This window comes from Xenorhabdus siamensis (assembly GCF_037996745.1).
Lineage (GTDB): Bacteria > Pseudomonadota > Gammaproteobacteria > Enterobacterales > Enterobacteriaceae > Xenorhabdus > Xenorhabdus indica.
The window spans coordinates 92,259-117,983 of the sequence record NZ_JBBMXE010000017.1 but is presented as its reverse complement, the minus strand read 5'-3'; the positions used below and the strand labels follow the sequence as shown (position 1 = coordinate 117,983).

The window sequence follows — 25,725 nt, the reverse complement described above, 5'->3', positions numbered from 1 at the left end:
GATATTTCTTCGATTTTGCTTGCGGGGGGAGAAAAAAGATGACTATTCAAAGTATCACCATTTATGTATATGGACGAGTACAGGGAGTTGGCTTTCGCTATCAAACATATCACTGGGCAAAGAAAAATAAGTTATTGGGGTATGTTCGCAATATGAATGACGGTAGCGTCAAAATAGTTGCTTGTGGTAATGAGGAGCAAATCAAAAAATTAATCCATTGGTTAGAGCAGGGAGGGCCTCCGGGTTCAAAGATTGAACATTTTCAATCACATTTTTGTGAAGTGGAAGTGATGGACGATTTCAGCATCCGTCATTGAAGACGGATGACTGATTCAGATACATTTTACTGGTTTTGGAAGACCGGCAATTTTAGTTGCTTGTTTTGCTGGCCCTTTAGGAAATAGACGATAAAGATAGCGACTATTTCCTTTTTCTTCGCCATACTTTTGTGAAATTGCTTTGACTAGCATTCGAATAGCAGGAGAAGTGTTGAACTCCTCATAAAATTTGCGCACAAAACGAATCACTTCCCAATGTTGTTCGGTCAAAGTGATATCTTCCTGCTCAGCAAGCAGTGGTGCCATAGCTTCTTTCCATTCACTGCTGTTTTTCAGATAACCTTGTGCATCGGTTTCGATCTCACGACCTTCAAATACCAACATAACTTTTTAACCAATCTATAATGATGGCAGCAATTTAGCAAAAATCACCTTTATCCCCAAGAAAGATCACTATAAATGCTGAATAAATGATCCAACAAGCAGTGAAATGAACAAATTGACGTCAATTGAACATATAAATACTTTACATTGGGAACAGTGATGTTTATAGTGCTCGGCATTGCGGAGGGGTGGCCGAGCGGCTGAAGGCAGCGGTCTTGAAAACCGCCGATGGGAAACCATCCGAGAGTTCGAATCTCTCCTCCTCCGCCACTTCTACTTCTCGTAACGTCTCCTAAAGTCCACTTTTTCAAATAAAATCAATAAATAACAATAAATCCAAGTCTCCTAATATCTCCTAACATCTCCTGAAAGCGACATGAAATTGTGTATAGTTTTGTGCATAGTTATTCCTATACACATCTTCCTATACACATGGGTGAAATGATGAAGCTAACAGACGTGGCAATTAAGAGAGCTAAGCCAGAAGCAAAGTCTTATACGCTATCCGTTAATCTCACTCTCTATAAAAGCAATTGTTCGAGGACCAATTTTAACTGGTTTAGGGAATTCCCCTTTATCAATTAGTTTATAAGTCCATGACTTGCTATAACCCGTTCTGCTTAAAACTTCATCTAGCCTAATGAATTTATTTGACATTGGGATTATCTCCTTTCTGATAACCATTCCCCAAAATCACCTTGGCCACTTTCGCCGGCGTTGCTTTTCTTTCCCATGTCGCATCAAAAATAATGCCGTTCAGTTCCGTAGTGAGAATATCATTCAAATTCTTTGGTCTTTCGCTGTAGGGAACCTGATCAGGCACTCCATTCATCACGTCGATAACCAGCGCGGTGATTGCGGCCCGTCAGCGTCTCGATCTGGGGGAGAGTTAAATAACCAAGCCCACAGCCTGATTTACAGTGACGGTGATTTTGCCTTCGGCGGTCAGCTGGATGACCAGTATCAGGACAGCGGAAAAGGGAAAGTTATCAATAACCACAGCGCCTATATGGAAGCGATGGGGGAGATGCGGCTGGCGGCTGACACCATCAATAACGTCAATGACCATTTTGAGACCGAAATTGAGCGCATTTCGCAGACACCCATGGAGGAATACCAGGTCTGGAGGCAACGTTATAGCAGAATCATACTAATATGTCATAATATCCAAATCCAAAATGACAAGGCATAAAGTGAAATGGGTGACAGTTTAGATTTTCGAAAAAGAGTACTGGCATACAAAGATAAGCATTCGTTGACTTTCGAACAAATGAGTGCCCATTTTGAGATCTCTATTCGTACCCTGTTCCGGTGGAGCCATAAAATAGAACCTTGCATGACGCGTGATAAGCCTCCCATAAAAATTCCTGATGAGGTACTCATTGCGGATGTCCAAAATTTTCCTGATGACTATCAATGGGAAAGAGCAAAGCGCCTGGGGGTCTCACAATCGGCGATTCATTACGCTTTGAAACGGCTTCGGCTCACGCTTAAAAAAAACCTTAAAACATCCTCGCGCTAATCCTCAGCTTCGTCAGGCGTTTGTCGAGCGCATCAGCGACTATGAACAGGAAGGCAAACCGATTGTGTATTTGGATGAAAGTGGTTTCGCGCAGTCAATGTCACGGATATACGGGTATTCAGAAAAGGGGCAGCGTTGTTTTGGTACACAGGATTGGCACGCGAAAGGCCGTATTAACGTCATTGGTGCCATTCTCGAAAATACGTTCATCACCTTAAGCTTATTGACTGGCAACATTAATGCCGATGTCTTTCATGCGTGGGTGACGCAGGATTTATTGCCAAAACTCCCACACGGTGCCGTGATAGTCATGGATAATGCGCGCTTTCATAAACGACTTGATACGATACAAGCGATAGCAGAGAGTCAACATCAATTAGAGTGGCTTCCCGCTTATAGTCCGAACTTGAATCCCATAGAACACAAATGGAGTGGGGCAAAAGCGATAAGAAGACAAAAAAGAGGTTCCGTTGATGAGTTGTTCACCGAGCACATCGAATGTGTCAGATCATGTTGATTCTGCTATATGTGGACACTTACTTATCCCTAATACCACGATAAGCAAGAATACTTCCATATTTGAATGTCTCACTATTAATGAAACAGTATTTAGGGTAATTGTTTTATAATACTCTTCATATGAGTGATAGTGATATCATATCCCAAATAGTTTCTTAATTTAAAAATATTCTAATTTGATTGTTTTAACGGAAATATTTTTACATCTGGAAACCATAAACTACTTCCAACAACTTATTAGAATATTTATTTTTATTACTACGTTAATAATGAGTCTTACATAAGGTTTTTTATTTGTCTGTTTAATTTTAATATTTACACATTGAAATCATAACTTTTGTCAAAAATAATATTGCAATTAATTAGGGTAATTATTTTATGTATGAGAGCATTCTTAATGAAAAGCTAATGAAGTTAAAGGAAAATGGACAATATCGTGAATTTGTAACATTAAATCGCATCTGCAGACAATATCCTTTGGCAAAAACAAATCATATGGAAAATGAAAATTCCGTTGTCGTTTGGTGTAGCAATGATTATGTGAATGCAAGTAATGTCATTATCATTTTTAACTAATGTTTTTATTATTTATTTAAATTGTTTTTTAAATAAATTAAATTAATATGATTTGATGTGGTGATTAATTATAATTATATTTTTAACTCGTTGTAAATAATAATACTTCACATATATCCAGGAGGGTGAGTTGAAAGAGAAAAACATTAACGTTAGCTTAAGCATTCCTACGAAGATAATAATAAAAAATGGTGCGATAGAGGATGTAACTAGCTATCTTGAACAATATGAATTAAAGAAGACATTAGTCATTATAACTGAGGGGATGCTAAGTAGATCACTAAAAGTAAAAAATTTTTTAAGTGAAAAAAATCATAGAATAAAGATAATACCTTATATTTTAAATAGTAATTTTAAAGCTTCTGTTAGCGAGCTTAAAAAAGTGAAAGAAATCATTTATAATAATGAGTTAGATTCAATAATTTCTATTGGAGGTGGGAATGTTATAGATTTTGGTAAAGTGGCCGCCATCTGTATTGATAAAACTATTAGTCTAGATTCCATTGTTGGAAAAACAATAGAAAAGGTTGAAAAAAAATTATTTCATATATCAATACCTACAACTTTTGGAACAGGATCTGAGGTAACTAAAGGTGCTATTATTTATGATGATTTTAATGGATTAAAAGATGGTGTTAGGGGAGCATCAATATTTCCTGATTTAGCAATTATAGATCCTAACATTGGTAAAACATTGCCTGATAATATATTAAGGGAAACAATATTTGATAGCTTTTCACATGCTTTCGAATCTATTCAATCAGTAAATAACAATCGATTTATTGATTTAATTAGTTATGAGTCTTTGTTTACACTTGATTTAACGTTAGATAAGTATAGTATGGGAATATTTGATGATGACTTTTACAATAATATTGCTTATATTGCTCTTTTAGGTGGTATTTGTGTTTATCATAACAGTACTTGCTTACCACATAGATTTGAACAAGCACTATCTCCTATATATTCTTTGTCACATGGAGCAGGCTTATCAGCGCTTTATCCCGCATGGATAAAACAATTAGAAAGTCATAACGCGTTTACAGCATTACCTGAATATGTTATTAAAGGAAAAAGTCTCTATGAATATGTAATGGACATTATTGAGAAATTAAATTTAACTCATACACCAAACCAATTGAAATCATTAAATATATCATCAGATTTTATTTCAAATAAAATAACAGGGAAAATTGAGAACGATCCTCTTATCAAAAAAGAAGGAAATCATATTATTCAATTTTTATCACGTAAGTATTTAGGGGAATAAAAAATGTATTATTCATTAGTTTGCACTGGTATAGGAAAACAACAATATAAGCTAGAGAAAATAAAAAAATTAAAAGAATCTTTTGTTCTTGTTGAAGTGATAAAAGCTACTATTTGTGGCTCTGACTATATGGTTTTACATGGAATTCACCCATATAAAAAATATCCTGCAATACTTGGCCATGAATTTATCGGAAAAATTATTGATGCAAATGATACTGAGTTTAATATTAATGATATGGTGACTTCTCTTTCTTATGGTTATTGTGGGAAATGTGATCAATGTAAAAAAGAATATTTTAATCATTGTGTAAAAAAAATAACTTATAATACTTTTGGTAGCAGTGGTGCTTTTACAAAGCACATGATAGTACATAGAAATTCATTACTTACTCTACCTAAAGCACAAGATAATCAGTTATTCGTTATTTCTGAACCTTTAAGTATTGTAGTACATGCATTTAATAAAATAAAAATAAATAAATCAAGTCGATTGCTTATCATTGGTGCAGGTGCAATGGGTTTATTAAGTGCTATATATTACAGTGAATATACAGACGGTAGTAATTTGATTATCGTCGAACATGATAAATCAAGGAGAAAATTCGCACAAGATATGGGATTTGAGGTTATCTCAGATATAAATACAGTCCCATCTGATTACTTTAATATTTTAATAGTTGCCGGAGGAAATAAGTTCGATATAAACAAGGCAATGAAAATAATTACAAATAATAGTCTGTTAGTTTTGATTTCTTATTTCGATGCCAATAATGAGATTGATATGAATACAATAGTAAAAAAAGAAATCACTATTAAAGGATCATTTCTAAGTAGTAAAATAGATTTATTGGATTCTATAAATATACTATATAAATCGTTAAACAATAACTCATTGTTTAACAAAATAATAACAAATGAGATTAAATTTTCTGAACTTGAAGAATATATGGGTAAACACATTTCAAACGGAAAAGTACTTATTGATTCACTCGGGGTATTATAAAATGAAAATGAACGCTTTTGTTATAGGTGCAACTGGATTAACAGGATGTGAAGTCATTCGTTTGCTTTCTGCTCATCCAATGATTGGGGGTATATATCCAATTTCTCGTGAATCTGGTACTAGTTTGGAGGAGCTGCATTCTAACTTAACTGGTATTAGAAAGTATACGTACACATTAGAAGAAGTTAAAAATGTTGAACCAGATGTGGTTTTTATATGCTTGCCATCAGGACAATCTTTTGATGTGGCAAAAAAATTTATTAATACTAAAACTATTATTATAGATCTAGGAGCAGATTTTCGCTTTGATAATCCAGAACTATTTGAAAAAACGTACAAAAAAGCACACAGGGCTAAAGAAATACAACATAAATTTACATATGGATATATTGAAGAATTTAAGGATGAAATAAAAAACTCTAAATATATTTCCAACCCAGGGTGTTATGTCAATGCAGCACTATGCCCTTTAGTTCCTTTAATTAAAGCTGATATTGTAAATACTGATTATATTTTTATTAGTGCCATAAATGGAACTTCTGGCGCTGGTATTAATAATCAAAAAGAATTAATTCATCATAATCAATTTGCTAATATGTTAGCTTACTCTCTAAATGGGCACAGGCATACTGAAGAAATAGAGAATGTTTTATTCAAAACAACTATGAAAAAAGCAAATGTTTCTCTTGTAACTTCTCATGGTAATTTCGTTAGAGGAATATTTATGATTCAATGCATGAAATTGAATTCTCATATAACTTATCAACGAAATGACATCCTTGAATACCTAAGTGATTATTATAAAAATAATAATTTCATTTCAATAATAGGTTTAAATAAAACCTCTGAAGGAATAGGAAAAAATTATGGAATTTATCCGCAACTATCTAAAGTAATTGGTTCTAACTCTTGCCATATATCTATTGATATAGTTCCAGAAACTCGTGAGTTAAGAGTTGTTAGTATAATAGACAATTCAATAAAGGGAGCAGCAGGTACAGCTATCCAGAATATGAATGCCATTATAAATATTGATGAAGAAACAGGACTAACAAAATATGGCATTTAAAATACTTGTAATAGATCCTATTCATATCAAATTAAAAAATTATTTAATAAAAAACTTTAACGTTACTATAAAACAACAGATTTCTCAACAGGAATTAATGGAGTGTATTGTTTATTATGAAATTTTAATTTTGCGCAGTGGTGCAAAAGTTGATAATGCATTGTTAGATAGAGCAGTTAATTTAAAAATTATAATTCGTGCGGGGACTGGAACGGATAATATCAATATCTCTGCAGTGAAGGAAAAAAATATTATATTTTATAATACTCCTAATACTAATTCTCGTGCGGTTGCTGAAATGAGCTTTGGGTTCATACATTGTTTATATAGGCATATAAAAAGAGCTAAATGCCTTTTCAAAATGGTAGGAGTATCAAAGAAACTCAGTCCAATTTTTGCGAATTTTGATTTTCCACAAACAAAAAAGCAAAAAGAAGGACTGAGTTATGCCTATCCTACCACCAATCTCCCGTAATGAACGGCGCCTGATGAAAAAAACGGCACAAAAAACACGTAATAAACAGTACAGCATTCGCATTCTGGCCATTCTTATGGCTTATCAGGGAAAATCGGTCTGCCAAATCGCTGAAGCGCTTTGCGCCGCAGAATCTTCCGTATGGCGCTGGATAAAACGTTTCAAAACTGACGGCTGGATAGGGTTACAAAGTCAGCCTGCGGGACGTCCTCGCCGATGGAACTTAACCTGCCTCCTTCCTTTAATCACCTATTTGTTGACGCTTTCTCCCCAGCAGTTCAAATATATCCGCTCTCGTTGGAGTCTTGAACTTTTTGTCATACAAATCAAAAAAATAGCTAATGTGAAAATTTCAATCAGTACACTTTACCGGTTCTTTTGTCAAAATAAGATCGTTTGGCGGCGGGCTGCCCCGACATTAAACCTGCCTGATCCGGAGTATGAAGAGAAAATGGTGCGTATTAATCAGGCATTATTGCAGGCTTCAAGCGAAAATCCGGTGTTTTATGAAGATGAAGTGGATATCCACTTTAACCCCAAGATGGGTTCAGACTGGTGTTTCAGGGGCCAGCAAAAACGGATTATTACTCCGGGCCAAAATCAAAAATATTACTTTGCGGGTTGTTATCATGTCCAAACCCGAGAAATCGTTTATACCGGTTACGGAAGAAAAAACTCTCAATTATTTATCAATATGTTAGAAAAGTTAAAAGCCCATTATCGTCACGCAAAAACACTGACAATTATTTTAGACAACTACAGAATCCATACCAGTCGGCTAGTTGAAGATTGGTTGTCACAAAATCCAACGGTAACGCTGTTATTTCTTCCGGTATATTCGCCTTGGTTGAATAAAATAGAACGGTTATGGCATTCATTGCATGAAACGGTCACACGAAATCATTGTTGCCAGTACATGTGGCAATTGATCAAAAAAATTAAGATCTTTTTGAATACAGCCTCAGCAAGTAGCTGGAAAGGAATAGGAAATATGGAAGTCTCATAATTATGAAAAGGTATTTAGTATAGAAATAGAATCTAATATTTGGAATAAAAAAAATTTTCAAGGGATAGAGTTGCATGAGAAAACAATAGGATTAGTAGGATTTGGGAGCATAGGAAAAGAAATTGCACGAATAGCAAAAGGATATAATATGAGTATATATTGTATTGTATCTAATTACTCACAAAAAAGAGCATCAGAGTTACTTGAAGAAAATGTAACTCTTTTGAAAGAATTATATGATCTTATCACTTTAAGTGATATTTTGGTTATTTGTTGCCCTTACAATGATTCAACCAAAAATTTAATAAATTTAGATAATATGAAAAACATGCATTCTAATTCAATTTTAATAAACATTGCAAGAGGGGGAATTGTCGTCGAAGAAGATTTATATCAACTACTTTTAGATGCAAAAATTTATGGAGCTGCTAGCGATGTATTTAGACAAGAAAGGAAATTTTCTCCATTATTTTCACTCAACAATTTCATAGGAACACCACATATTGGTGCAATGACAAATGAATCCCAGGAAAAAATAGCTAATTTAATCATAGAGCTTCTGGAAAAAGAAAGCAATTAAAATTACTCTTATTGAATAATATAAAAATAGGTGTTATTAAATGAATATCAAAGAAAAATTGAAAAAAAATATAAACACTCAGTTTATGGAGGCACATAATGGTTTAAGTGCAAAAATTGTTGAACAAATTGGTTTCAAAGCTATTTGGGCCTCGGGACTTTCAATTAGTGCATCAATGGGATTATCAGATCGTAATGAAGCATCATGGTCTCAGGTTATTAATGTTATTGAACAAATGTCTGATAATGTTGATATACCTATTCTAGTTGATGGGGATTCTGGTTTTGGAAATTATATTAATGTCATTAGATTTGTAAAACAGCTGAAGAAAATTTCTATTAATGCTTTATGCATTGAAGATAAACTTTTTCCAAAAATAAATTCTTTTATAGGAGAAAATCAAAATCTCGCTCCGATTGATGAGTTTTGTAATAAAATCAGAGCAGCCAAAGATACAGGAGGAGATGATTTTACTCTGGTTGCACGTGTTGAAGCTTTAATATCAGGAAAATCAATGAAAGAAGCTCTTGAACGTGCTGAAGCGTATAAAGAAGCTGGTGCTGATGCAATTCTCATTCATTCTAAAAAACATGATGCTCACGAGGTGTTTGAATTCTCTAAAAATTGGGGAAATAAACTTCCATTATTTGCAGTCCCAACAAAATATTTTAAAACATCTTATCCTGAATTCATTGAAAATGGTATAAATAATTTAATTTGGGCTAATCATCTGATACGTAGTTCCATTAAAAGCATGAAAGAAACAGCTAGAATTATTCATTCCGAAAAATCACTTATTAATATAGAAAATAAAATATCAACATTAGATGAGCTTTTTGATTTAACCAATGAAAAAAATATAGTTAAATTAGAAGAAATGTATGATCCGAAAAAATAGTAATTTGAGTATGATATTAAAATTGAAACTTTTACAAAATAAAAGAAATTAATAAAGGTGAATGCTATGATTAACATTGCAATAATTGGTGGTGGTCCTAATGGAATGTATACACTTAACGGATTATTAGATATAGCAAATAGCTTTCCAGATGAAAAAATTGCTATTACTATTTTTGATAAATATGGTAATTTTGGTTCAGGGTGGGCACATTCTCCACACCAACCGAAAACTAGTATGCTAAATCGTATAGTAGGTCAAATATCTTATTCTCCTGATTGTTCCAATCCACAATATAGTGATTATTCAAACTCAACAAGCATTACTTTTAGTCAGTGGTGTAGAAAAAAATATAAATTAACTAATAATGAGAGATACAATAAGAAAAACGATGAATTTCCTACTCGGGAATTGTATGGGGAATCTTTGTTTGAGATATTTAATGAGTTAGTTAGAGAGTTTTCAAATATTGGCGTGAAAGTTGATGTGGTAACAGAAGAAATTGTCAAAATAACAAAAAATATTATCGGTGGATACTTTGTTGAAACACAAAATGCACTTGAGAAAAATATATTTGATATTGTTATTCTGGCTACTGGACATCAAGAATCAAAGAATAATTTCTTTTTAGCTAAAGAACTAAATGAGCGTATAGAGTATTATACCAATCATCATTGAAGATGCTTGATTTCTTATCCGAATCAGATCATGCTTGCAACCATGAAAATTCATCTGACACCAGACCAAAAACACGCCCTCGAACTGATGCATGATACAACGCGTGATGGACGCGTTCGCGACCGCATCAAAGCGGTTCTTTTGGCTTCCGAGGGCTGGACTGCTCAGATGATTGCTCAGGCCTTACGTATTCATGAAAGCACTGTCAGTCGTCATCTGAAAGATTATTTCAGTCAGGAAAAACTCGCCCCTGAAAATGGCGGTTCTGAAAGCCATCTGTCTGCCCGGCAAACCGCTGAACTGGTGGATTATTTGACGGTGAATCTGATGCATACTACCGCACACATTGTGGCCTATGTCCAGGCACGCTGGCAGGTTTCGTTTACCGTGGCCGGGATGACCAAATGGCTTCACCGTCAAGGGTTCAGTTACAAGAAGCCGAAAGGGGTTCCTCATAAATTTGATGCGGATAAACAGCAACAATTTATTGAGGCCTACCACGCCCTGAAAGACGAATTCGGTCAGAATGAGCCGATTCTGTTTATTGATGCTGTGCATCCCTCACAGTCTACAAAATTAAGCTATGGCTGGATAAAATCAGGGGTAAAGCACGTCAAAATGATTGAAACTACAGGCAGCCGTACCCGACTCAACATCATGGGCGCCCTTAATTTACAGTGTATTGAAGAGACTATTATTCGTGAATATCCGAGCATTAACGCGGAAAATGTGGCGTATTTTTTCGGTGCCATTCGAGAAACCTATCCGCTTTCGCAGAAAATTCATCTCATCTTGGATGGGGCGGGTTATCACCGTACCGATTTGGTGAAAGATATCGCCGAGATCCTCAACATTGAGTTGCATTACTTGCCACCTTACAGTCCTAATCTCAATCCCATAGAGCGATTATGGAAATATATGAACGAGCAGGTGCGTAACAATGTCTACTTCGCCACACCGAAAGTGTTTCGCGAGGCAATTCACTCCTTTTTTCGTGTCACACTCCGGGAAAAAGCGGGTGAACTCGCTTGTCGATTGAATGATAATTTCCAGATTTTGAAACCGGCATCTTCAAGTTAGATTGGTATATAACTTTGCCTACCCACTTTTTGATGTTCCTGATTGGAGGAATAAGCGTATTGGTATTATTGGCATGGGATTAACAGCTATTGATATCATGCTTTATTACACTGAGAATAAAGGCGGATATTTTCAAAGGAATGGCAAAAAACTTGTCTATCATCCATCAGGAAATGAACCTGTAAAATTATTTGCATTAAGTAGATCAGGATACTTTACTTATAGCCGTCCACATAACTTTAAAGAAAAAAATATACATAAATATGAGCATAATGGATATTTTTTCACTAGAGAGTTTATCGATAAAATTCGTGATAATTTAGGCTATCCAGCTCATAGAGATAACTCATCAATTAATTATTCAAAACAGTTGGATTTTGATTGTCATATTTTTCCTGTGTTGATACTTGAATTGCAACTTTGTTACTATAGAATTTTATTTGGTAATGAAATATTGAACATTATGCTTGATAAGACTAATGTTCTAGTAGATAATTTCAGTCTTGATAATCCATATAAGGGTGCATGTGATGATGTATTCAGAGATTTGAGACAGATTGTTGTGTATGCTGTCGATTTTGGGGGGATTACACCTACTTCTTATCATCACATGCTAAAGGATTTTTATTCAATTCATAATCGTGCTGCAAATGGCAATTGTATTGAATTAATGGAAAAAATAGAAGCATTAATCGAGGCTGGGATGATTGATGTTACATACGCTAAATCTAACATCCAAATCGATGATAATACAGTTTATCTTCATAGCCTAAGTGATCCGGGTAACATTACTACACTTGAAACTATGATAGATGCTAAACTTCATAACTTCGATATCAAAAAATCGAAAAATCCTCTTTTTACATGTCTCATTGATGAAGGAATTGCTTCTTATTGGATACATAAAGACTCTTATGGAGTATTAAATCCTATTTCAGGTTTTAACATATCGAGAAATTTTCAATTAATTAATGACAAAGGTATAAAAGAAGCTGTTTTTTGTATAGGACAACCTTCAGAAGGAGTTATGTTTTTCCAAAATGGCTCTATTCGTCCTAATGTTAATCATCATGTAGCAAATGATGTGCTTAATTGCATTAATGCTATTAAAGAGGAAATTATCAACATTAAAAAAAATGAATTATGTTGATAACAGAATTTTAGCTTCATCTATTACAATAATGGAGTTAATTCTTAAAAACCAAGTGGATTAAATTAATTAATGTTAATTCAACAGGGATAGTGATATAAAAGATTTATCCCATAGATTATATCATCCTAAATAATAATTAACCTGAATTCTGGAGGAACAGGCCATGGACAAGTTAGTTGAAATTTTCTGCGATGTCGACGACTTTTGTCGTCTTTTCATCCCCCAGTGGGCGCAGTTTTGTCTCGATAACGGATACCGCCTGCGCCGCAGACAAGGCCGCATGTATCCCAGTGAAATCATGACAATTTTAATCCTCTTTCAGCGGTCGCATTACCGTGATTTTAAAAACTTTTATTTGGAGCATATCTGGCAATACCATCACCGCGACTTCCCCTCCTTGCTCAGTTATACCCGTTTTATCAGCGTTGCCCCGTCCGTTTTGGTCCCCTTATCCAGTTATCTGACTCAATTAAAAGGAAAACCGACAGGCATTGCTTTTATCGACTCCACGAGTTTGCGCGTTTGTCATAACATCCGTATTCCTCGTCATAAGGTCTTTCAGGGCATAGCGCAACGCGGAAAAACCTCAATGGGATGGTTCTATGGGTTCAAATTACACCTGATTATTAACCATCTGGGCGAAATTTTAGCGCTTAAAGTGACCCCGGGTAATGTGGATGATAGGGAGCCTGTACGCGAATTATCAAAAGATCTCACGGGTTCTCTTTACGGCGACAAAGGATATCTGAGTCAGGAATTGGCGGATGATTTAGCTAAAACGGATATCACCTTTATCACGAAAAAGCGCCGCAACATGAAAGCGCTTGCACTGGCTGAGTGGGATAAGGTTATGCTTAAAAAGCGTTTTAGTTAACCATTTTAACGGGATTGATTGGGGTTAAAATTATATATTAGATGGAGGTTTTGCATGAGTTACATGTATCCTTTTAAGAATTATCATCTGGATTTACCCAAAATTATTTCAGCAAAAGGCATTTGGTTATTTGATGAGTCTGGAAAAAGTTATATTGATTCTTCATCAGGACCTATGACTGTAAATTTGGGGCATTGTCATCCGTTAATTATAGAAAAAACTAAGAATCAATTGGAAAGATTGCATTTTATATATCGTTCTCATTTTCGTAGCAATGAATCTGAAGTTCTATCAAAAAAATTGATAGAGTTATCCAATGATAATAAGAGTCATGTGTTTTTTCTTAATAGTGGTTCTGAAGCATCTGAAGCAGCTTATCGTATTGCATTAGATTTTTTTCGTTATCAGGGAAAAGAAAAAAAAATAGTAGCTTTAGGAAGAGAAATTACTAATCATGGAAATACTATTACTTCCCTAAGTTATGGTGATCTACGTGCTCGAAGAAAAAGTTTAGATAATATCTTAGATTGTAACATCAGCAGAATAAAACTTACTCCATGTTATTGTTTTCAATGCCCTTTAGATAAATCACCAGAAACATGTAAATTAGATTGTGTATCAGAATCATTCAATATTATAGATAAGTTTGGAGCAGAAAAAATAGCATGTGTCTTCGTTGAACCTATCACTGGTTCTTCTGGTGGTGCTTTAGTTCCTCATAAAGACTATATGAAAAAACTAAAAGAGGGGTTAATTCAACGTGATATCTTACTTATTGCGGATGAAATAGTTACTGGTCTTGGGCGAACAGGAGCCTGGTTTAATATGAAAAGCTGGGGTGTAGACTCAGACATTACGATTATAGGTAAAGGTCTTGGAGCTGGCTTTACTCCTATATCTGGTGTGTTAATTTCTAAAGAAGTAAGCTCAGTTCTTGCTAAACAACCTATACCACATTTTGTAGGCCATACTTATTCTGGTAACCCACTTTCTACAGGCATAGCCCTCTCTGTTTTAGATGTGCTCGAATGAAGTTGGTATTGATAATATTAAAGTAAAAGGTGAGTATTTAGGAAATCTTTTATTTGATGTATTAAAAAAATTCTCTTTTGTTGTTGATATTAGAGGTAAGGGATTAATGTGGGCAATTGAAACAACATTCAATCAAGACTATTCTATTAATTTTATTAAATCGGGTCATAAGTATGGAATAAATATTTATAGTTGTATTTCTTCTGGAAAGAATGGAGATGCATTGACATTATTATTGACACCACCATTAACTATTACTAAACCAGAATTAGAAGAATTAGTTACTAGAGTGAAAATGGTTTTTGAGGATTACATATGAAAAAAAAATCCATTTTATATAGTGCTGGAATCAACATTGAAGAAGGGGTGCTTTTGCACCCTAGACTTGACGAGGAAATATATTCACTATCGGAGCTAATTCATAGTAATAGCAATGCATCTATATCAATAATTAATCATCAAGGTGATTTTTATAAAGGAACATCCAGAGAAATTACTTATATTGCAGAGTTATTATCACAAAAACTAAAATGTAATGTTAATTATATAAGTGATTGTATAGGTGAAAATGCAGTGCGTTATTCTAAGAATATGAAAATGGGAGAGATAGCACTTTTTGGTAATACTAGGTTATATAAAGAAGAGCAAGAGAATGATTTTAATTTCGCTAAGGAGCTTTCAAAGTTAGGTGATGAATTGATTATTGGTGGTTTTTGTAAATTACATAGGGAGAATTCTTCTAATTCATCTATTAAAAAATTTATTCCTTGGGAATATTCAAGTGGCGTGCGGAAAGAAATTAATAAATTAAATTTTTTATATAATAAAATTTTTTCTAAAAAAAGAACTATTTTAATATTAGGAGGTAATAAAATAGAAAAAGTTAATTTTCTCCTTTCACACCCTAAGTTATCCCATGTAAGTAAAATTGTGATTGGCGGTATAGTTCTTAATAGTGTTCTTAAATCTATAGGTGTTGAAATTGGTATTTTAAAATACTTTGAAATTAAGATACCAGATGAATTGCTAAATAAAATTTATATTCCAGACACTTTTATTGCTGAGAGGACTAATAAATCACATGTTATTCGAAAATTATATAATATCAATTCTGATGAGAAAATTATAGATTTTATTTTTGATAAAAAATATTTTAGCGATGTTTTTTTTTCACCAGAAAAATATGCTTTTTTAGCAGCAGGGCCTTTATCTATACCTAATAGTAAAAACTCCCATATTTGTTATCACACTCTCAGTAAAAATAGTATTGATGGTTTATTTATGGGGGGGGATACACTGATTGAAGTTTCAACTTTTTCCAATGTTTCCTCTGGAGGAGGAGCTTCGTTACAGTTTTTTTCTACAGGTTATGATCAGATGAATTTTTAAACATTTACTATAATTATTATGTAGGTTAAATTTTGGATGCTACCTAGCAGTAATAAAATAAGGTAATAGAAATAAAAATAAAAAGATAAATAGAGCAGTAAATTGAATATTTATCTTTATAGATTTAAGTTACCATCTCCGATGAAAAGTATTAAGAGAGACTTATTATGATCGAAGATCCTTTAGAAAAATTTAAAATCTGGTGGAATGAGATAAAAAAAACCAATATTAAACATGTAGGTGCAGTTTGTGTTTCAACTATTAATACCAATGGATTCCCATCTGGCCGTTTTGTTGATTTGAAAGAGGTAAATAAAGATGGTTTTATTTTCTGTACTAACTTAGGCTCGCCAAAAGGTATCGATATTGCACACAACGAAAAAGTAGGGTTAACTTTTTGGTGGGAAAATTTAGGCTATCAAGTTCGAGTTTTAGGTTATGCTAAAAGAATCCCATCACTTGCTGCTGATAAATATTGGGATACACGAACACAAGATGCCAAAATAATATCCCTTAGTTGCCAACAAAGTCAACCTATAGCTTCAATACAAGAGTTACACAAGCAGTTTGAAATAAAATTCCATGGCATTGGTAATAGAAGAATTTCACGACCTGACAATTGGGGAGGATATATTGTGAAACCGATATCTATAGAGTTTTTCTCCTTTAAAGACAATAGATTACATCTTCGTGAGTTATATTTATATGAAGATATGAGCTGGAAGAAAACATTATTACAGCCTTGAATTTTATTCTATACTCTATAGTTGAAATCATAACATTTTGCTTTCAAAATGTTATGATTGCCTTAATTAATATGTTAAAGTATTTTTACTTTATAGTTGAATAATAAAACATATCAAAGTTAGCGGATTATTCTGTTTATTCCAAAAAATAAAAATTTTAACCTACATATGGGTTATGGAGATTTTAAATTGAACATTTTAGGATTTATTATTACTATTTTGCCTATTGTGTTATCTCCTGGTGTTAGTTTTACCTTAGCTATGGCCAATGTAGTTAGTCAAGGAATGAAAGGATTAATCGTTGTTGTTTTAGGTACTGCTTTAGGTGTTTATACACACGCTTTCCTTGCTGGTTTAGGCATAAGTAGTATCTTTGCCAAATACCCCCATATAATGAGTATGATAAATGTAATTGGAACAGTTTACCTTATGTACGTTGCTATCTTGCTAATAAGAAATGGAATGTCGATAACTGCTAACCATCTTTATGGAATAACTAAAAAAACTACAATAAAAGAAGCCTACATTGCCAACCTATTTAATATAAAAGCCATTATGTTTTACCTAACAGTTATACCTCGTTTTTCTGATGCAGCCATGCCACATATCAGTCATTTTATGATCTTGGCATCAATCCATGTTTTAATTATGGTAATATGGTTGACTGCTATGACCTCTTTAGTTGCTTTGGCATCTAGTAAAATTAATCTGCTGATTTTGAGTAAAACAATAAATATTGTTGGTGGATGTTGCTTATTTTATTTTTCTTTACATAACTACTCAAACTAATCTCCGATCATTGTAGATATGCTCGCGCCCTAGGGCAACACTGACGCGCTGCGCTTGTCTTCTCCGATTTACTGGGCTAATACATTAACCCGGCAAATCGGAGAGCCGTAAATGTAGTGGTCAAGAAATTCCGGACACATTTCTGGCCTCTTCCTACTGCCTTTCGTATTCAGCAGGAGAAATTCCCCCATTAAAGCTATGAGGACGGATGTGGTTGTAATACCCGCCCAAATATTGAGTGATATCCCGTATTGCATCATGGATATCCAGATAGCCTTCCGGTGGGACCCATTCACTCTTCAGACTGCGAAAGACCCTTTCCATTGGGGCGTTATCTAAACAATGGCCGCGTCGGCTCATGCTCTGGATAATTTTGTTTCGCCACAATAAACGACGGAACTTATTGCTGCTGTATTGGCTTCCTTGATCTGAATGGAATATCAGGCGCCCCTTAATATGACGGGTTTCAAGTGTTGTGCTTTAATAAATTCGGACATTTTGGTAAAGGAATAGAATGACTTTAATTAAGAAGTCTTTATGAAACGAAAATCGCCCCAAAAATTTACTGATAACTTTAAAAGAGAAGCTGTCAATCTGGTTGTTGAACAGGGTTATACCGTCCCACTGGCGGCTGAAACTTTGGGTATCTCAACAAAACTCCTGTATACATGGCGAAAGCAGGCTGTGGAGCAAGCCAAACCCGGAGCGTTAACCACTGAGGAGCGACAGGAGTTATTGCAGCTTCGTAAAGAAAACAAACAGCTAAAAATGGAGAAAGAGATCTTAAAAAAGCGAGCGCATTCTTTGCGAGAGAACTGCTGTAAGGTGTTGGTTCATCAAAGAACATGCAGAGCAATTTCCCATTTGCCAGTTATGTCGCGTGATGAAAGTCAGTCATTCCACGTTTTATGCCTGGCAGGCAAAACCCGTTCGGCTGCTTTCCGATGAGCAACGTGCATTGCACCAAAAAGCCACCACGCTGTTTAAAGAAAGCCGGGAAAGCTTAGGCTATCGGGTGTTGGCGAAAAAATTACGCAAAGAAGGCTTTACTATCAGTGATTATCGGACCCGAAAGCTGATGAAACAGCTCGGCTTATCCGTCAGGCAGCGTAAAAGCTACCGGGCTCCACGCAAAGGGAAAGCTGTATCAACGGCCTGTAACCTGCTTAACCGGAACTTTAATCCGTTGGCCCCGAATGAAGTCTGGGCAGGCGATATGACCTATCTCAAAACGCCTGAAGGCTGGTTATACCTGGCCATCGTGATGGATTTATACTCGCGGCGGATCGTGGGATGGCAGATGTCAACGGAGATAGAGACGACCCTGCTCAGCCAGGCCTTAACGAAAGCGTATCACTTACGCCCGCCGTCAAAAGGCTGTGTTTTTCACAGTGATAGAGGCAGCCAATACAAGCCAGCCATATCGGAATCTGCTCGACAGTTATGATATGAGAGCGAGTCAGGGGGATGTGGGGGCCTGTTGGGATAATGCAGTCGTTGAACGTTTCTTTGGCAGTTTAAAACATGACTGGCTCTTCAAAATTCATCATGAAAATCAGGCGGAGATGAAAAAAGATGTGCGGGATTATCTGCATTATTACAATTTAACGCGATTACACACGGCTAATAATGATTTAACTCCTGTGGAATATGAAATGGCCTTCGTAAAAATGTCCGATTTTTCTTGAGCAGAACAGTTGGATTATGCGCTTCTTTCACATAAGCATCAGACCTTATCTTCATTTAACTTTTGCATAGTGAGCTTGATTTACGTCATGAACTCACTTCACGTTATACGTGCAGGATATTCCCATATTCCTAATTCAACGCCTTAGCCACCTCTGCTTGTGAAATATTCAGCAGGCAATTTTCCTACATAAAACAATTAACTTATTACTACCATTTGACGCTTAATCTTGCTGCGTTTTGTTATACCTGTTGGCATTTCAACGTCCGCACGACTTTTGCTAACTGTTTGCGGAACTCAAGGCGTCACTTTTTGCGAGTTTACCGCTGAAAGTGACGCCGCAGCAAAAGAATAACGCAACTCTGACAGGCTCAAGCTTGCTTAACCACCCAGTGAATCTGACACTGCTTTTTACAGATTGAAAAAGGAGAGATTGACGATATCGAGGCTGGCTTTATGCTGGTGGGGATGACCTGTTAATACAGGCGGCAGTACTGAGTACTCAACCGATGCCCCGCAATACCTCAACTTGCGTTCACTCTGGCGCACAGATATTCGTCAAGGGCAAGGCAGGCATTTTCTGTTTTGTCCAAAATGTCGCGCGCCAGAGATTGCATGTTGTCAGGTATAAGTAAGGAAATTGATGAATTGGCTGATTGAAGAATTAAGCATTCGGATCGCTGCCTGTTATGTTGCGTGGGTTTATAGCTGTTAAACTTAGTCGTCCAGTTATTGATTCAGATAAAGCAATCAGTTAAAGTTCTCCCGCCATTGGCACAATCCAATGGTAAGGTTTAGCAGCCTTAAAGAGTAACCCCGCTGGTAGGAATTTCTACCAGTGGTGCTTGTTATCATCCTTTCAATGGTGATTCAGGCAGGGGAGGCTTCGGCCTCGCCGGATGGTTACTCCCGGTCTGCTAACCCTGCTTTGAATCACCACCATCAATGATCAATTAATGGAAGGGGTAGCAGGAATGAATAACAATGTTAAAAATGATTGGCATCAGGCCGATATTATTGCCGCATTACGTAAACGCGGTACAACTTTAGCGGCTGTTTCTCGTGAGTCGGGACTTAGTTCATCTACACTAGCAAACGCATTCAGTAGGCCTTGGCCTAAAGGCGAATGGATCATTGCTGATTATCTTGGCATCCATCCCTCAGAAATCTGGCCAAGTCGTTATTTCGATTCTCATACTGGAGAATTATTAGAAAGGAAAGCCCGCTCTAAGCCATAGGAATAACCCGTTTTAATTTGTGATCTAGTTCGTAAAAATGATAAATGTTTATATGAAGCCTTGAGCATGAAATGGCAGCCAAATGTGACCATTTTCAAATCTCATGGCTTTTTTGCTTTAACGTGATGATTAAAAAGTTATAAATCTAATTTCTACGCACAATCGACCAGATTTAACGTAGCAAAATAATGTGGGGGTACAACTGGGGGTATGTGACTTTTTTGATAAAATTAATTTATTAAATATTAATATGTTAACATGCCAGTGTTGCGCTCTCCTCCACTTCTGTCAGCATCTCTTAAAGTCTACTTTCCCCAGTAAAATCAACGAAAACTCCCAAATAAAGCTCTACTAACGTCTACAGGCATCTATTGCAATGTATCCCAGTCAGGGGATATATATAGGGGTAACTTTCTGTACCCTCTAAAAAAATACCCCCATTACTGTGAGGGGGCAAGGATGCTGGAAATATGAAACTAACAGCCCGACAAGTTAAGCATCTTGATACGGCAATTATTACAGAAGGTTATGCCACAGCACTTACGATTAACCAGCTTTATAAAGGTTGTGTTCTGGCGGCATTGTTTATGGTGCTGTCGAACCGTTATGACTGGCAGTTGTTTCTGGAAATCACCGACGCCGGGTAATTTTCAACTTTTCCGAAGTTGTACCGGAAAATGAACGTGATCCGCTCCTGCGGGATAAAATCGCGGCAGAATTGCCTGTGATTATCCGGCATTTGTTGCATCGGTTTGCTGATCCACAATCAGCGAGGCGTTTACTGGCAGAGCAACAGAAATCTGCGGAGGCGCTGGATATCAAACGCGGTACAGATCTACTGGTCGATTTTTGTGGTTATCTTATTGCTTCCCATGAAGCAGACGGTTTGTTAATCGGCAATGCGGAAATTAGCCGTTCAATCCCCGTAAGTACCTCTATCACGCCTACCTTGCTTATATGAAAGGCAATAACCTGAACAAACCTGTTTCTGTAACTCGTTTTGGCATGGATATGCCGGGCGCACTGGCAGAGTACAGCCAGCAATATTTACGCAAGAAAAGCAAACAAGGCATTCGTAGCAATCTGAGCCTGAATCTTGATACCGCTATCGAATGGATGCCAAAACTGACAAGGAGTAGCCAGCCAGAAGAATAATTTTTTTCTGATTGGAGGTGAACGGTTGGGTGAAGAGTTTAATTTCAACTCATCACCCTTTAACAATATGAATTTAAATAAAATTATTCGAAGGTGAACAGGATGAATAGTTTTACCCATAATTCTTTAATAGGGAGGGGGTAGGTAAAAATGTTTTCTCTGGCAGGTGATCTTTTAGATCTCCGGGTTACTGGAGTAATTTATTAGCCCGGTAACTCGGAGAAGACAAGCGCAGCGCGTCAGTTTCTCGCTTTAAGCAAACCAAAATTAGTCTGCCACATCAAGTTGCTATGAGCAAAATATAAGGCCGGGTTGTTTCAGGTTGGTGGTAGTTCAAAAACTCCCCTGAGATGTTTACTAAACTTGTAGCGATTCAAAATGATTAGAGCGTCTTTACTCGTTATAATACCGGCCTGATTATAGGCCTAATGGCTATTTAAAACGTATTAATAGTGGAGTTTCACAATGACAAGTACCCAACAACGCGCCGAACTACAGCGTCAAATCTGGCAAATTGCCAACGATGTGAGAGGTTCAGTTGATGGCTGGGATTTCAAACAGTATGTACTGGGTACGCTGTTTTATCGTTTTATAAGTGAAAATTTTGCAAACTACATTGAAGGCGGTGATGAGAGTATCAACTATGCTGAGCTTTCAGATGATATTATCACTGACGAGATTAAAGATGATGCCATTAAAACCAAAGGCTATTTTATTTATCCAAGCCAGCTGTTTGCCAATATTGCCAAAAATGCCAATAAAAATGAAAATTTAAACAAAGACTTAAATAGTATTTTTGTCGCTATTGAAAGCTCAGCTAGCGGCTACCCATCTGAAGCCGAGATCAAAGGCCTTTTTGCTGATTTTGATACCACCAGTAATCGTTTAGGTAATACCGTTAAAGATAAAAATACCCGCTTAGCCGCCGTATTAAAAGGTGTAGCAGGACTTCAATTTGGTCAGTTTGAAAATAACAAGATTGATCTGTTTGGTGATGCTTACGAGTTTTTAATCTCTAACTATGCTGCTAATGCAGGTAAATCAGGTGGTGAATTTTTTACACCACAACACGTTTCTAGGTTAATAGCTCAACTTGCCATGCACGGGCAGACCAGCGTAAATAAAATCTATGATCCCGCCGCCGGTTCGGGTTCACTGCTATTACAAGCGAAGAAACACTTTGATGCTCATATCATTGAGGACGGTTTTTTTGGTCAGGAGATTAATCATACTACCTATAATCTTGCGCGTATGAATATGTTTTTGCATAACATTAACTACGATAAATTCAATATTGCGCTAGGTAACACCCTGCTAGAGCCGCATTTTGGTGATGACAAACCGTTCGATGCCATCGTCTCTAATCCACCGTATTCGGTGAAATGGATTGGCAGTGATGATCCAACACTGATCAATGATGACCGCTTTGCTCCTGCTGGCGTATTAGCGCCGAAATCCAAAGCCGATTTTGCCTTTGTACTGCACGCATTGAGTTACTTATCCAGTAAAGGCCGTGCAGCGATTGTTTGTTTCCCCGGTATTTTTTACCGTGGTGGAGCTGAGCAAAAGATCCGCCAATATTTGGTAGATAACAACTATGTTGAAACCGTAATCTCATTAGCGCCTAACCTATTTTTTGGCACGACCATTGCTGTCAACATTCTTGTGATGTCTAAACACAAAACAGACACCACTACTCAGTTTATTGATGCAAGCTCTCTGTTTAAGAAAGAAACTAATAACAACATACTCACCGACAATCATATCGAACAAATTATGCAGGTCTTCGACAGTAAAGATGATGTTGAGCACTTTGCAAAATCAGTCAGTTTTGAAGCCATCGTTGCTAACGATTACAACCTGTCGGTGAGTAGTTATGTCGAAGTTAAAGATAACCGCGAATTAATTGATATTACAAAACTCAATGCTGAATTAAAGACCACTGTTAAAAAAATCGATCAGTTGCGGGCGGATATTGATGCCATTGTTGCCAAAATTGAAGGTGTGGAGAGCAAGGAATGAGCAACATGAGTTTTATGGAAAAACTGCTTCAAGGGGTTGAGGTGGAATGGGAATTGTTGGGGCAAGTGGCGAAAGTAAAACATGGCAAAGATTGGAAGAAATTGAATTCTGGTGATATTCCAGTGTATGGTTCAGGCGGGATCATGGGGTATGTCGATACTTATTCATATAATAAGCCAACGGTTTTAATTCCCCGCAAGGGTTCTATAACAAATATTTTTTATATTGAGTCACCTTTTTGGAATGTTGACACAATTTACTATACAGAAATTAATACTAAGAAAATTATCCCTAAATTTTTATATTATTTTATCAGAACTATTGATCTATTGGCACTAGATACAGGAGCAGGAAGACCTAGTTTGACGCAGGCTATATTAAACAAAATACAAATTCCCATTCCCTCACTTCATATCCAAAAAGAAATCGTCCGTATTTTGGATACCTTTACCGATCTCACAGCCGAGCTCACAGCCGAGCTCACAGCCGAGCTCACAGCTCGCAAAAAACAATACAACTACTATCGTGATCAGTTGTTATGTTTTGAAGAAGATGAGGTGGAGTGGAAGACTTTGGGGGAAGTAGCGGAGTATTCAAAAACTCGCATTTGCTTTGACAAACTAAATAAAACTAATTATGCAGGTGTTGACAATCTCCTGCAAGATCGGGCAGGAAAAAAAGAATCTAGCTATATGCCAACTGAGGGCAACTTAACCGAATATCGAAATGGTGACATCTTAATCGGTAATATTCGGCCCTATTTGAAGAAGATATGGCACGCTGACCGTATCGGCGGTACAAATGGAGATGTGCTTGTTATTCGTCTTACTGATGAAGCGGTAAAAACGAGGTATCTATATCAGGTTTTAGCGGATGATAAATTTTTCGATTACAACATGCAGCATTCTAAAGGAACCAAAATGCCCCGCGGTAATAAAATAAAAATAATGGAATATCTCATTCCTATTCCTCCGCTTGCAGAACAAGAACGTATTGTCGGCATCCTAGATAAATTCGACACTTTAACCAGTTCTATCAGCGAAGGTTTGCCTCGTGAAATTGAACTACGCCAAAAACAATACGAATATTATCGCGATCTGTTATTGAGTTTCCCCAAACCAGAGGTAGAGGCGTGATATGAGTAAAACGCTAACGGAAATAGCACAGCAGCTAAAAGAGGCCAATAAGAAAGTACAACTGATCTATGCCTTTAATGGTACGGGTAAAACTCGGCTTTCGAAAGAATTTAAACAGCTGATTGCGCCAAAAATTGATAATGATGAAAGTACCAACAATAAAGAACTATCATTAACGCGTACTAATTTTTTGTATTACAACGCCTTTACCGAGGACTTGTTTTACTGGGATAACGACTTATCTGAGAATACCGAACCTAAACTCAAAATTCAGCCGAATTCATTTACAGATTGGGTGCTGAAAGATCAGGGGCAAGACCAAAATATCATTGCTAACTTCCAACGCTATACAGATGAAAAATTAACTCCACATTTTAGTGAAAATGGTTCAGAGGTCACGTTTTCTTTCGAACGTGGGAATGAAGCACCAACTAAAAATGTTAAAATATCAAAGGGTGAAGAAAGCAACTTTATCTGGAGCGTGTTTTACACACTGATTGAGCAAGTTATCAGCGTGCTGAATGTTGCTGAACCTGATGAGCGAGAAACCGATCAGTTTAATCAATTGCAATACGTCTTTATTGATGATCCTGTGAGTTCGTTAGATGAAAATCATTTGATTGAATTGGCAGTGCATCTTGCTCAGCTTATTAAATCTAACGAATCTAGCGTTAAATTCATCATAACGACGCATAACCCTCTTTTCTATAACGTGCTACATAATGAACTAAATAGCGATGATAAAAGCTATAAAAAGAAAGGATTTGAGAAATACAGGCTGACAAAGCATGAGGATGGCACATATCAACTGGCAACCCAACCGAATGACTCACCATTCTCATATCATCTTTATTTAAAGTCAGAACTCGAAAAAGCCATCGAAAACGATCAGTTGAGCAAGTATCATTTCAACTTTTTAAGAAATATATTAGAAAAAACCTCTACTTTTCTGGGCTATAAAAAGTGGGGTGATTTATTGCCAAAAACAGATGATGGTAGGCCTAATCCTTATGAAGCCAGGATTATTAATATCTTTAGTCATTCAAAACATGCAGGTGAAGAGGTCTCTGCACTTACAGATGATGACCAGCGTGTATTGCGTTATCTGGTTAATGAAATTAACACGATGTACCGCTTCCACCAGTCAGAAGACTAGAGTGAATC

General features: G+C 36.2%; 25 protein-coding genes, 1 tRNA gene and 5 pseudogenes. 28 read left to right on the top strand and 3 right to left on the bottom strand.

Going from position 1 to position 25,725, the window contains the following annotated elements; all coding sequences use genetic code 11:
- Positions 1–38: 38 nt before the first annotated feature.
- Positions 39–317, top strand: coding sequence for an acylphosphatase (yccX, locus tag AAC852_RS17150; protein ID WP_340622037.1), 279 nt, complete (start codon positions 39–41; stop codon positions 315–317).
- A gap of 15 nt (positions 318–332) precedes the next feature.
- On the opposite strand, the gene tusE is transcribed toward yccX, so the two are convergent.
- On the bottom strand, positions 333–662 hold the full coding sequence (gene tusE / locus AAC852_RS17145) for a sulfurtransferase TusE (protein ID WP_340622036.1): 330 nt from the start codon (positions 660–662) through the stop codon (positions 333–335).
- 182 nt (positions 663–844) lie between these two features.
- Between tusE and AAC852_RS17140 the strand changes: the two genes are divergently transcribed.
- Positions 845–932, top strand: a tRNA-Ser gene (locus AAC852_RS17140).
- Positions 933–1,163: 231 nt separating this feature from the next.
- On the opposite strand, the gene AAC852_RS17135 is transcribed toward AAC852_RS17140, so the two are convergent.
- On the bottom strand, positions 1,164–1,319 hold the full coding sequence (locus tag AAC852_RS17135; protein ID WP_340622035.1) for a helix-turn-helix transcriptional regulator: 156 nt from the start codon (positions 1,317–1,319) through the stop codon (positions 1,164–1,166).
- On the opposite strand from AAC852_RS17135, the gene AAC852_RS17130 reads away from it, so the two are divergent.
- The 19 genes and pseudogenes from AAC852_RS17130 to AAC852_RS17040 all read left to right on the top strand — a co-directional run bounded on the left by AAC852_RS17130 (position 1,303) and on the right by AAC852_RS17040 (position 17,323).
- Entirely contained in the window at positions 1,303–1,854 is a 552-nt protein-coding gene (locus AAC852_RS17130; protein ID WP_340622034.1) for a hypothetical protein, read from the top strand. The genes AAC852_RS17135 and AAC852_RS17130 overlap by 17 nt on opposite strands.
- Before the next feature lie 6 nt (positions 1,855–1,860).
- Complete coding sequence (locus AAC852_RS17125; RefSeq protein ID WP_340622033.1) at positions 1,861–2,184, top strand: IS630 transposase-related protein; 324 nt, start codon at positions 1,861–1,863, stop codon at positions 2,182–2,184.
- A 28-nt stretch (positions 2,185–2,212) separates the two neighbouring features.
- Positions 2,213–2,701, top strand: a pseudogene (locus AAC852_RS17120) (IS630 family transposase); the annotation flags it as partial.
- A gap of 708 nt (positions 2,702–3,409) precedes the next feature.
- Positions 3,410–4,549, top strand: a complete 1,140-nt coding sequence (locus AAC852_RS17115; protein WP_340622032.1) for an iron-containing alcohol dehydrogenase — start codon at positions 3,410–3,412, stop codon at positions 4,547–4,549.
- A 3-nt stretch (positions 4,550–4,552) separates the two neighbouring features.
- A complete protein-coding gene (locus tag AAC852_RS17110) occupies positions 4,553–5,554 on the top strand; it encodes a zinc-dependent alcohol dehydrogenase (RefSeq protein WP_340622031.1) in 1,002 nt (333 codons plus the stop codon).
- Between the two features lies 1 nt (position 5,555).
- The gene (argC, locus tag AAC852_RS17105; RefSeq protein ID WP_340622030.1) at positions 5,556–6,623 is read left to right on the top strand and encodes an N-acetyl-gamma-glutamyl-phosphate reductase; all 1,068 of its coding nucleotides are present in this window, start codon (positions 5,556–5,558) and stop codon (positions 6,621–6,623) included.
- Positions 6,613–7,098, top strand: coding sequence for a Rossmann-fold NAD(P)-binding domain-containing protein (locus AAC852_RS17100; protein ID WP_340622029.1), 486 nt, complete (start codon positions 6,613–6,615; stop codon positions 7,096–7,098). Before argC ends, AAC852_RS17100 begins: the two co-directional genes overlap by 11 nt.
- Positions 7,070–8,104 (top strand): IS630 family transposase, encoded by a 1,035-nt coding sequence (locus AAC852_RS17095; protein ID WP_340620924.1) that lies wholly within the window; start codon positions 7,070–7,072, stop codon positions 8,102–8,104. Before AAC852_RS17100 ends, AAC852_RS17095 begins: the two co-directional genes overlap by 29 nt.
- Positions 8,088–8,684: an NAD(P)-dependent oxidoreductase gene (locus AAC852_RS17090; protein WP_340622082.1), complete on the top strand. Its 597-nt coding sequence runs from the start codon at positions 8,088–8,090 to the stop codon at positions 8,682–8,684. Before AAC852_RS17095 ends, AAC852_RS17090 begins: the two co-directional genes overlap by 17 nt.
- 40 nt (positions 8,685–8,724) lie before the next feature.
- Positions 8,725–9,582, top strand: a complete 858-nt coding sequence (aepX, locus tag AAC852_RS17085) for a phosphoenolpyruvate mutase (protein WP_340622028.1) — start codon at positions 8,725–8,727, stop codon at positions 9,580–9,582.
- A 66-nt stretch (positions 9,583–9,648) separates the two neighbouring features.
- Positions 9,649–10,260 carry an FAD/NAD(P)-binding protein gene (locus AAC852_RS17080; protein WP_340622027.1) on the top strand — a complete coding sequence of 204 codons (612 nt, stop codon included), beginning with the start codon at positions 9,649–9,651 and terminating at the stop codon, positions 10,258–10,260.
- A gap of 42 nt (positions 10,261–10,302) precedes the next feature.
- Complete coding sequence (locus tag AAC852_RS17075; RefSeq protein WP_156115446.1) at positions 10,303–11,340, top strand: IS630 family transposase; 1,038 nt, start codon at positions 10,303–10,305, stop codon at positions 11,338–11,340.
- A gap of 73 nt (positions 11,341–11,413) precedes the next feature.
- Positions 11,414–12,490: an FAD/NAD(P)-binding protein gene (locus tag AAC852_RS17070; protein ID WP_340622026.1), complete on the top strand. Its 1,077-nt coding sequence runs from the start codon at positions 11,414–11,416 to the stop codon at positions 12,488–12,490.
- Positions 12,491–12,656: 166 nt separating this feature from the next.
- A pseudogene (locus tag AAC852_RS17065) lies at positions 12,657–13,361 on the top strand (IS982 family transposase); the annotation flags it as partial.
- 60 nt (positions 13,362–13,421) lie between these two features.
- A complete protein-coding gene (locus AAC852_RS17060) occupies positions 13,422–14,399 on the top strand; it encodes an aminotransferase class III-fold pyridoxal phosphate-dependent enzyme (protein ID WP_340622025.1) in 978 nt (325 codons plus the stop codon).
- The gene (locus AAC852_RS17055; protein ID WP_340622024.1) at positions 14,386–14,718 is read left to right on the top strand and encodes an aminotransferase class III-fold pyridoxal phosphate-dependent enzyme; all 333 of its coding nucleotides are present in this window, start codon (positions 14,386–14,388) and stop codon (positions 14,716–14,718) included. The genes AAC852_RS17060 and AAC852_RS17055 overlap by 14 nt, the downstream gene beginning before the upstream one ends.
- Positions 14,715–15,788, top strand: coding sequence for a phosphoglycerate kinase (gene pgk, locus AAC852_RS17050; RefSeq protein ID WP_340622023.1), 1,074 nt, complete (start codon positions 14,715–14,717; stop codon positions 15,786–15,788). The genes AAC852_RS17055 and pgk overlap by 4 nt, the downstream gene beginning before the upstream one ends.
- A gap of 167 nt (positions 15,789–15,955) precedes the next feature.
- The gene (locus tag AAC852_RS17045; protein WP_340622022.1) at positions 15,956–16,534 is read left to right on the top strand and encodes a pyridoxine/pyridoxamine 5'-phosphate oxidase; all 579 of its coding nucleotides are present in this window, start codon (positions 15,956–15,958) and stop codon (positions 16,532–16,534) included.
- 189 nt (positions 16,535–16,723) lie between these two features.
- Positions 16,724–17,323, top strand: a complete 600-nt coding sequence (locus AAC852_RS17040; protein ID WP_340622021.1) for a LysE family translocator — start codon at positions 16,724–16,726, stop codon at positions 17,321–17,323.
- A 153-nt stretch (positions 17,324–17,476) separates the two neighbouring features.
- On the opposite strand, the pseudogene AAC852_RS17035 reads toward AAC852_RS17040, so the two are convergent.
- Positions 17,477–17,794, bottom strand: a pseudogene (locus tag AAC852_RS17035) (integrase core domain-containing protein); the annotation flags it as partial.
- A 66-nt stretch (positions 17,795–17,860) separates the two neighbouring features.
- Between AAC852_RS17035 and AAC852_RS17030 the strand changes: the two are divergent.
- The 7 genes and pseudogenes from AAC852_RS17030 (at position 17,861) to AAC852_RS17000 (ending at position 25,717) form a co-directional block, all read left to right on the top strand.
- A pseudogene (locus tag AAC852_RS17030) lies at positions 17,861–19,011 on the top strand (IS3 family transposase).
- Positions 19,012–19,984: 973 nt separating this feature from the next.
- Positions 19,985–20,248, top strand: coding sequence for a helix-turn-helix domain-containing protein (locus AAC852_RS17025; protein ID WP_099123491.1), 264 nt, complete (start codon positions 19,985–19,987; stop codon positions 20,246–20,248).
- Between the two features lie 470 nt (positions 20,249–20,718).
- On the top strand, positions 20,719–20,895 hold the full coding sequence (locus AAC852_RS17020; protein WP_340622020.1) for a hypothetical protein: 177 nt from the start codon (positions 20,719–20,721) through the stop codon (positions 20,893–20,895).
- Positions 20,874–21,403: pseudogene (locus AAC852_RS17015) on the top strand (primase-like DNA-binding domain-containing protein); the annotation flags it as partial. The gene AAC852_RS17020 and the pseudogene AAC852_RS17015, both read left to right, overlap by 22 nt.
- Before the next feature lie 465 nt (positions 21,404–21,868).
- A complete protein-coding gene (locus AAC852_RS17010; protein WP_047685935.1) occupies positions 21,869–23,425 on the top strand; it encodes a type I restriction-modification system subunit M in 1,557 nt (518 codons plus the stop codon).
- Positions 23,422–24,561: a restriction endonuclease subunit S gene (locus tag AAC852_RS17005; protein ID WP_340622019.1), complete on the top strand. Its 1,140-nt coding sequence runs from the start codon at positions 23,422–23,424 to the stop codon at positions 24,559–24,561. The genes AAC852_RS17010 and AAC852_RS17005 overlap by 4 nt, the downstream gene beginning before the upstream one ends.
- A 1-nt stretch (position 24,562) precedes the next feature.
- Positions 24,563–25,717 (top strand): AAA family ATPase, encoded by a 1,155-nt coding sequence (locus AAC852_RS17000; RefSeq protein ID WP_340622018.1) that lies wholly within the window; start codon positions 24,563–24,565, stop codon positions 25,715–25,717.
- The last annotated feature ends 8 nt before the right edge of the window (positions 25,718–25,725 follow it).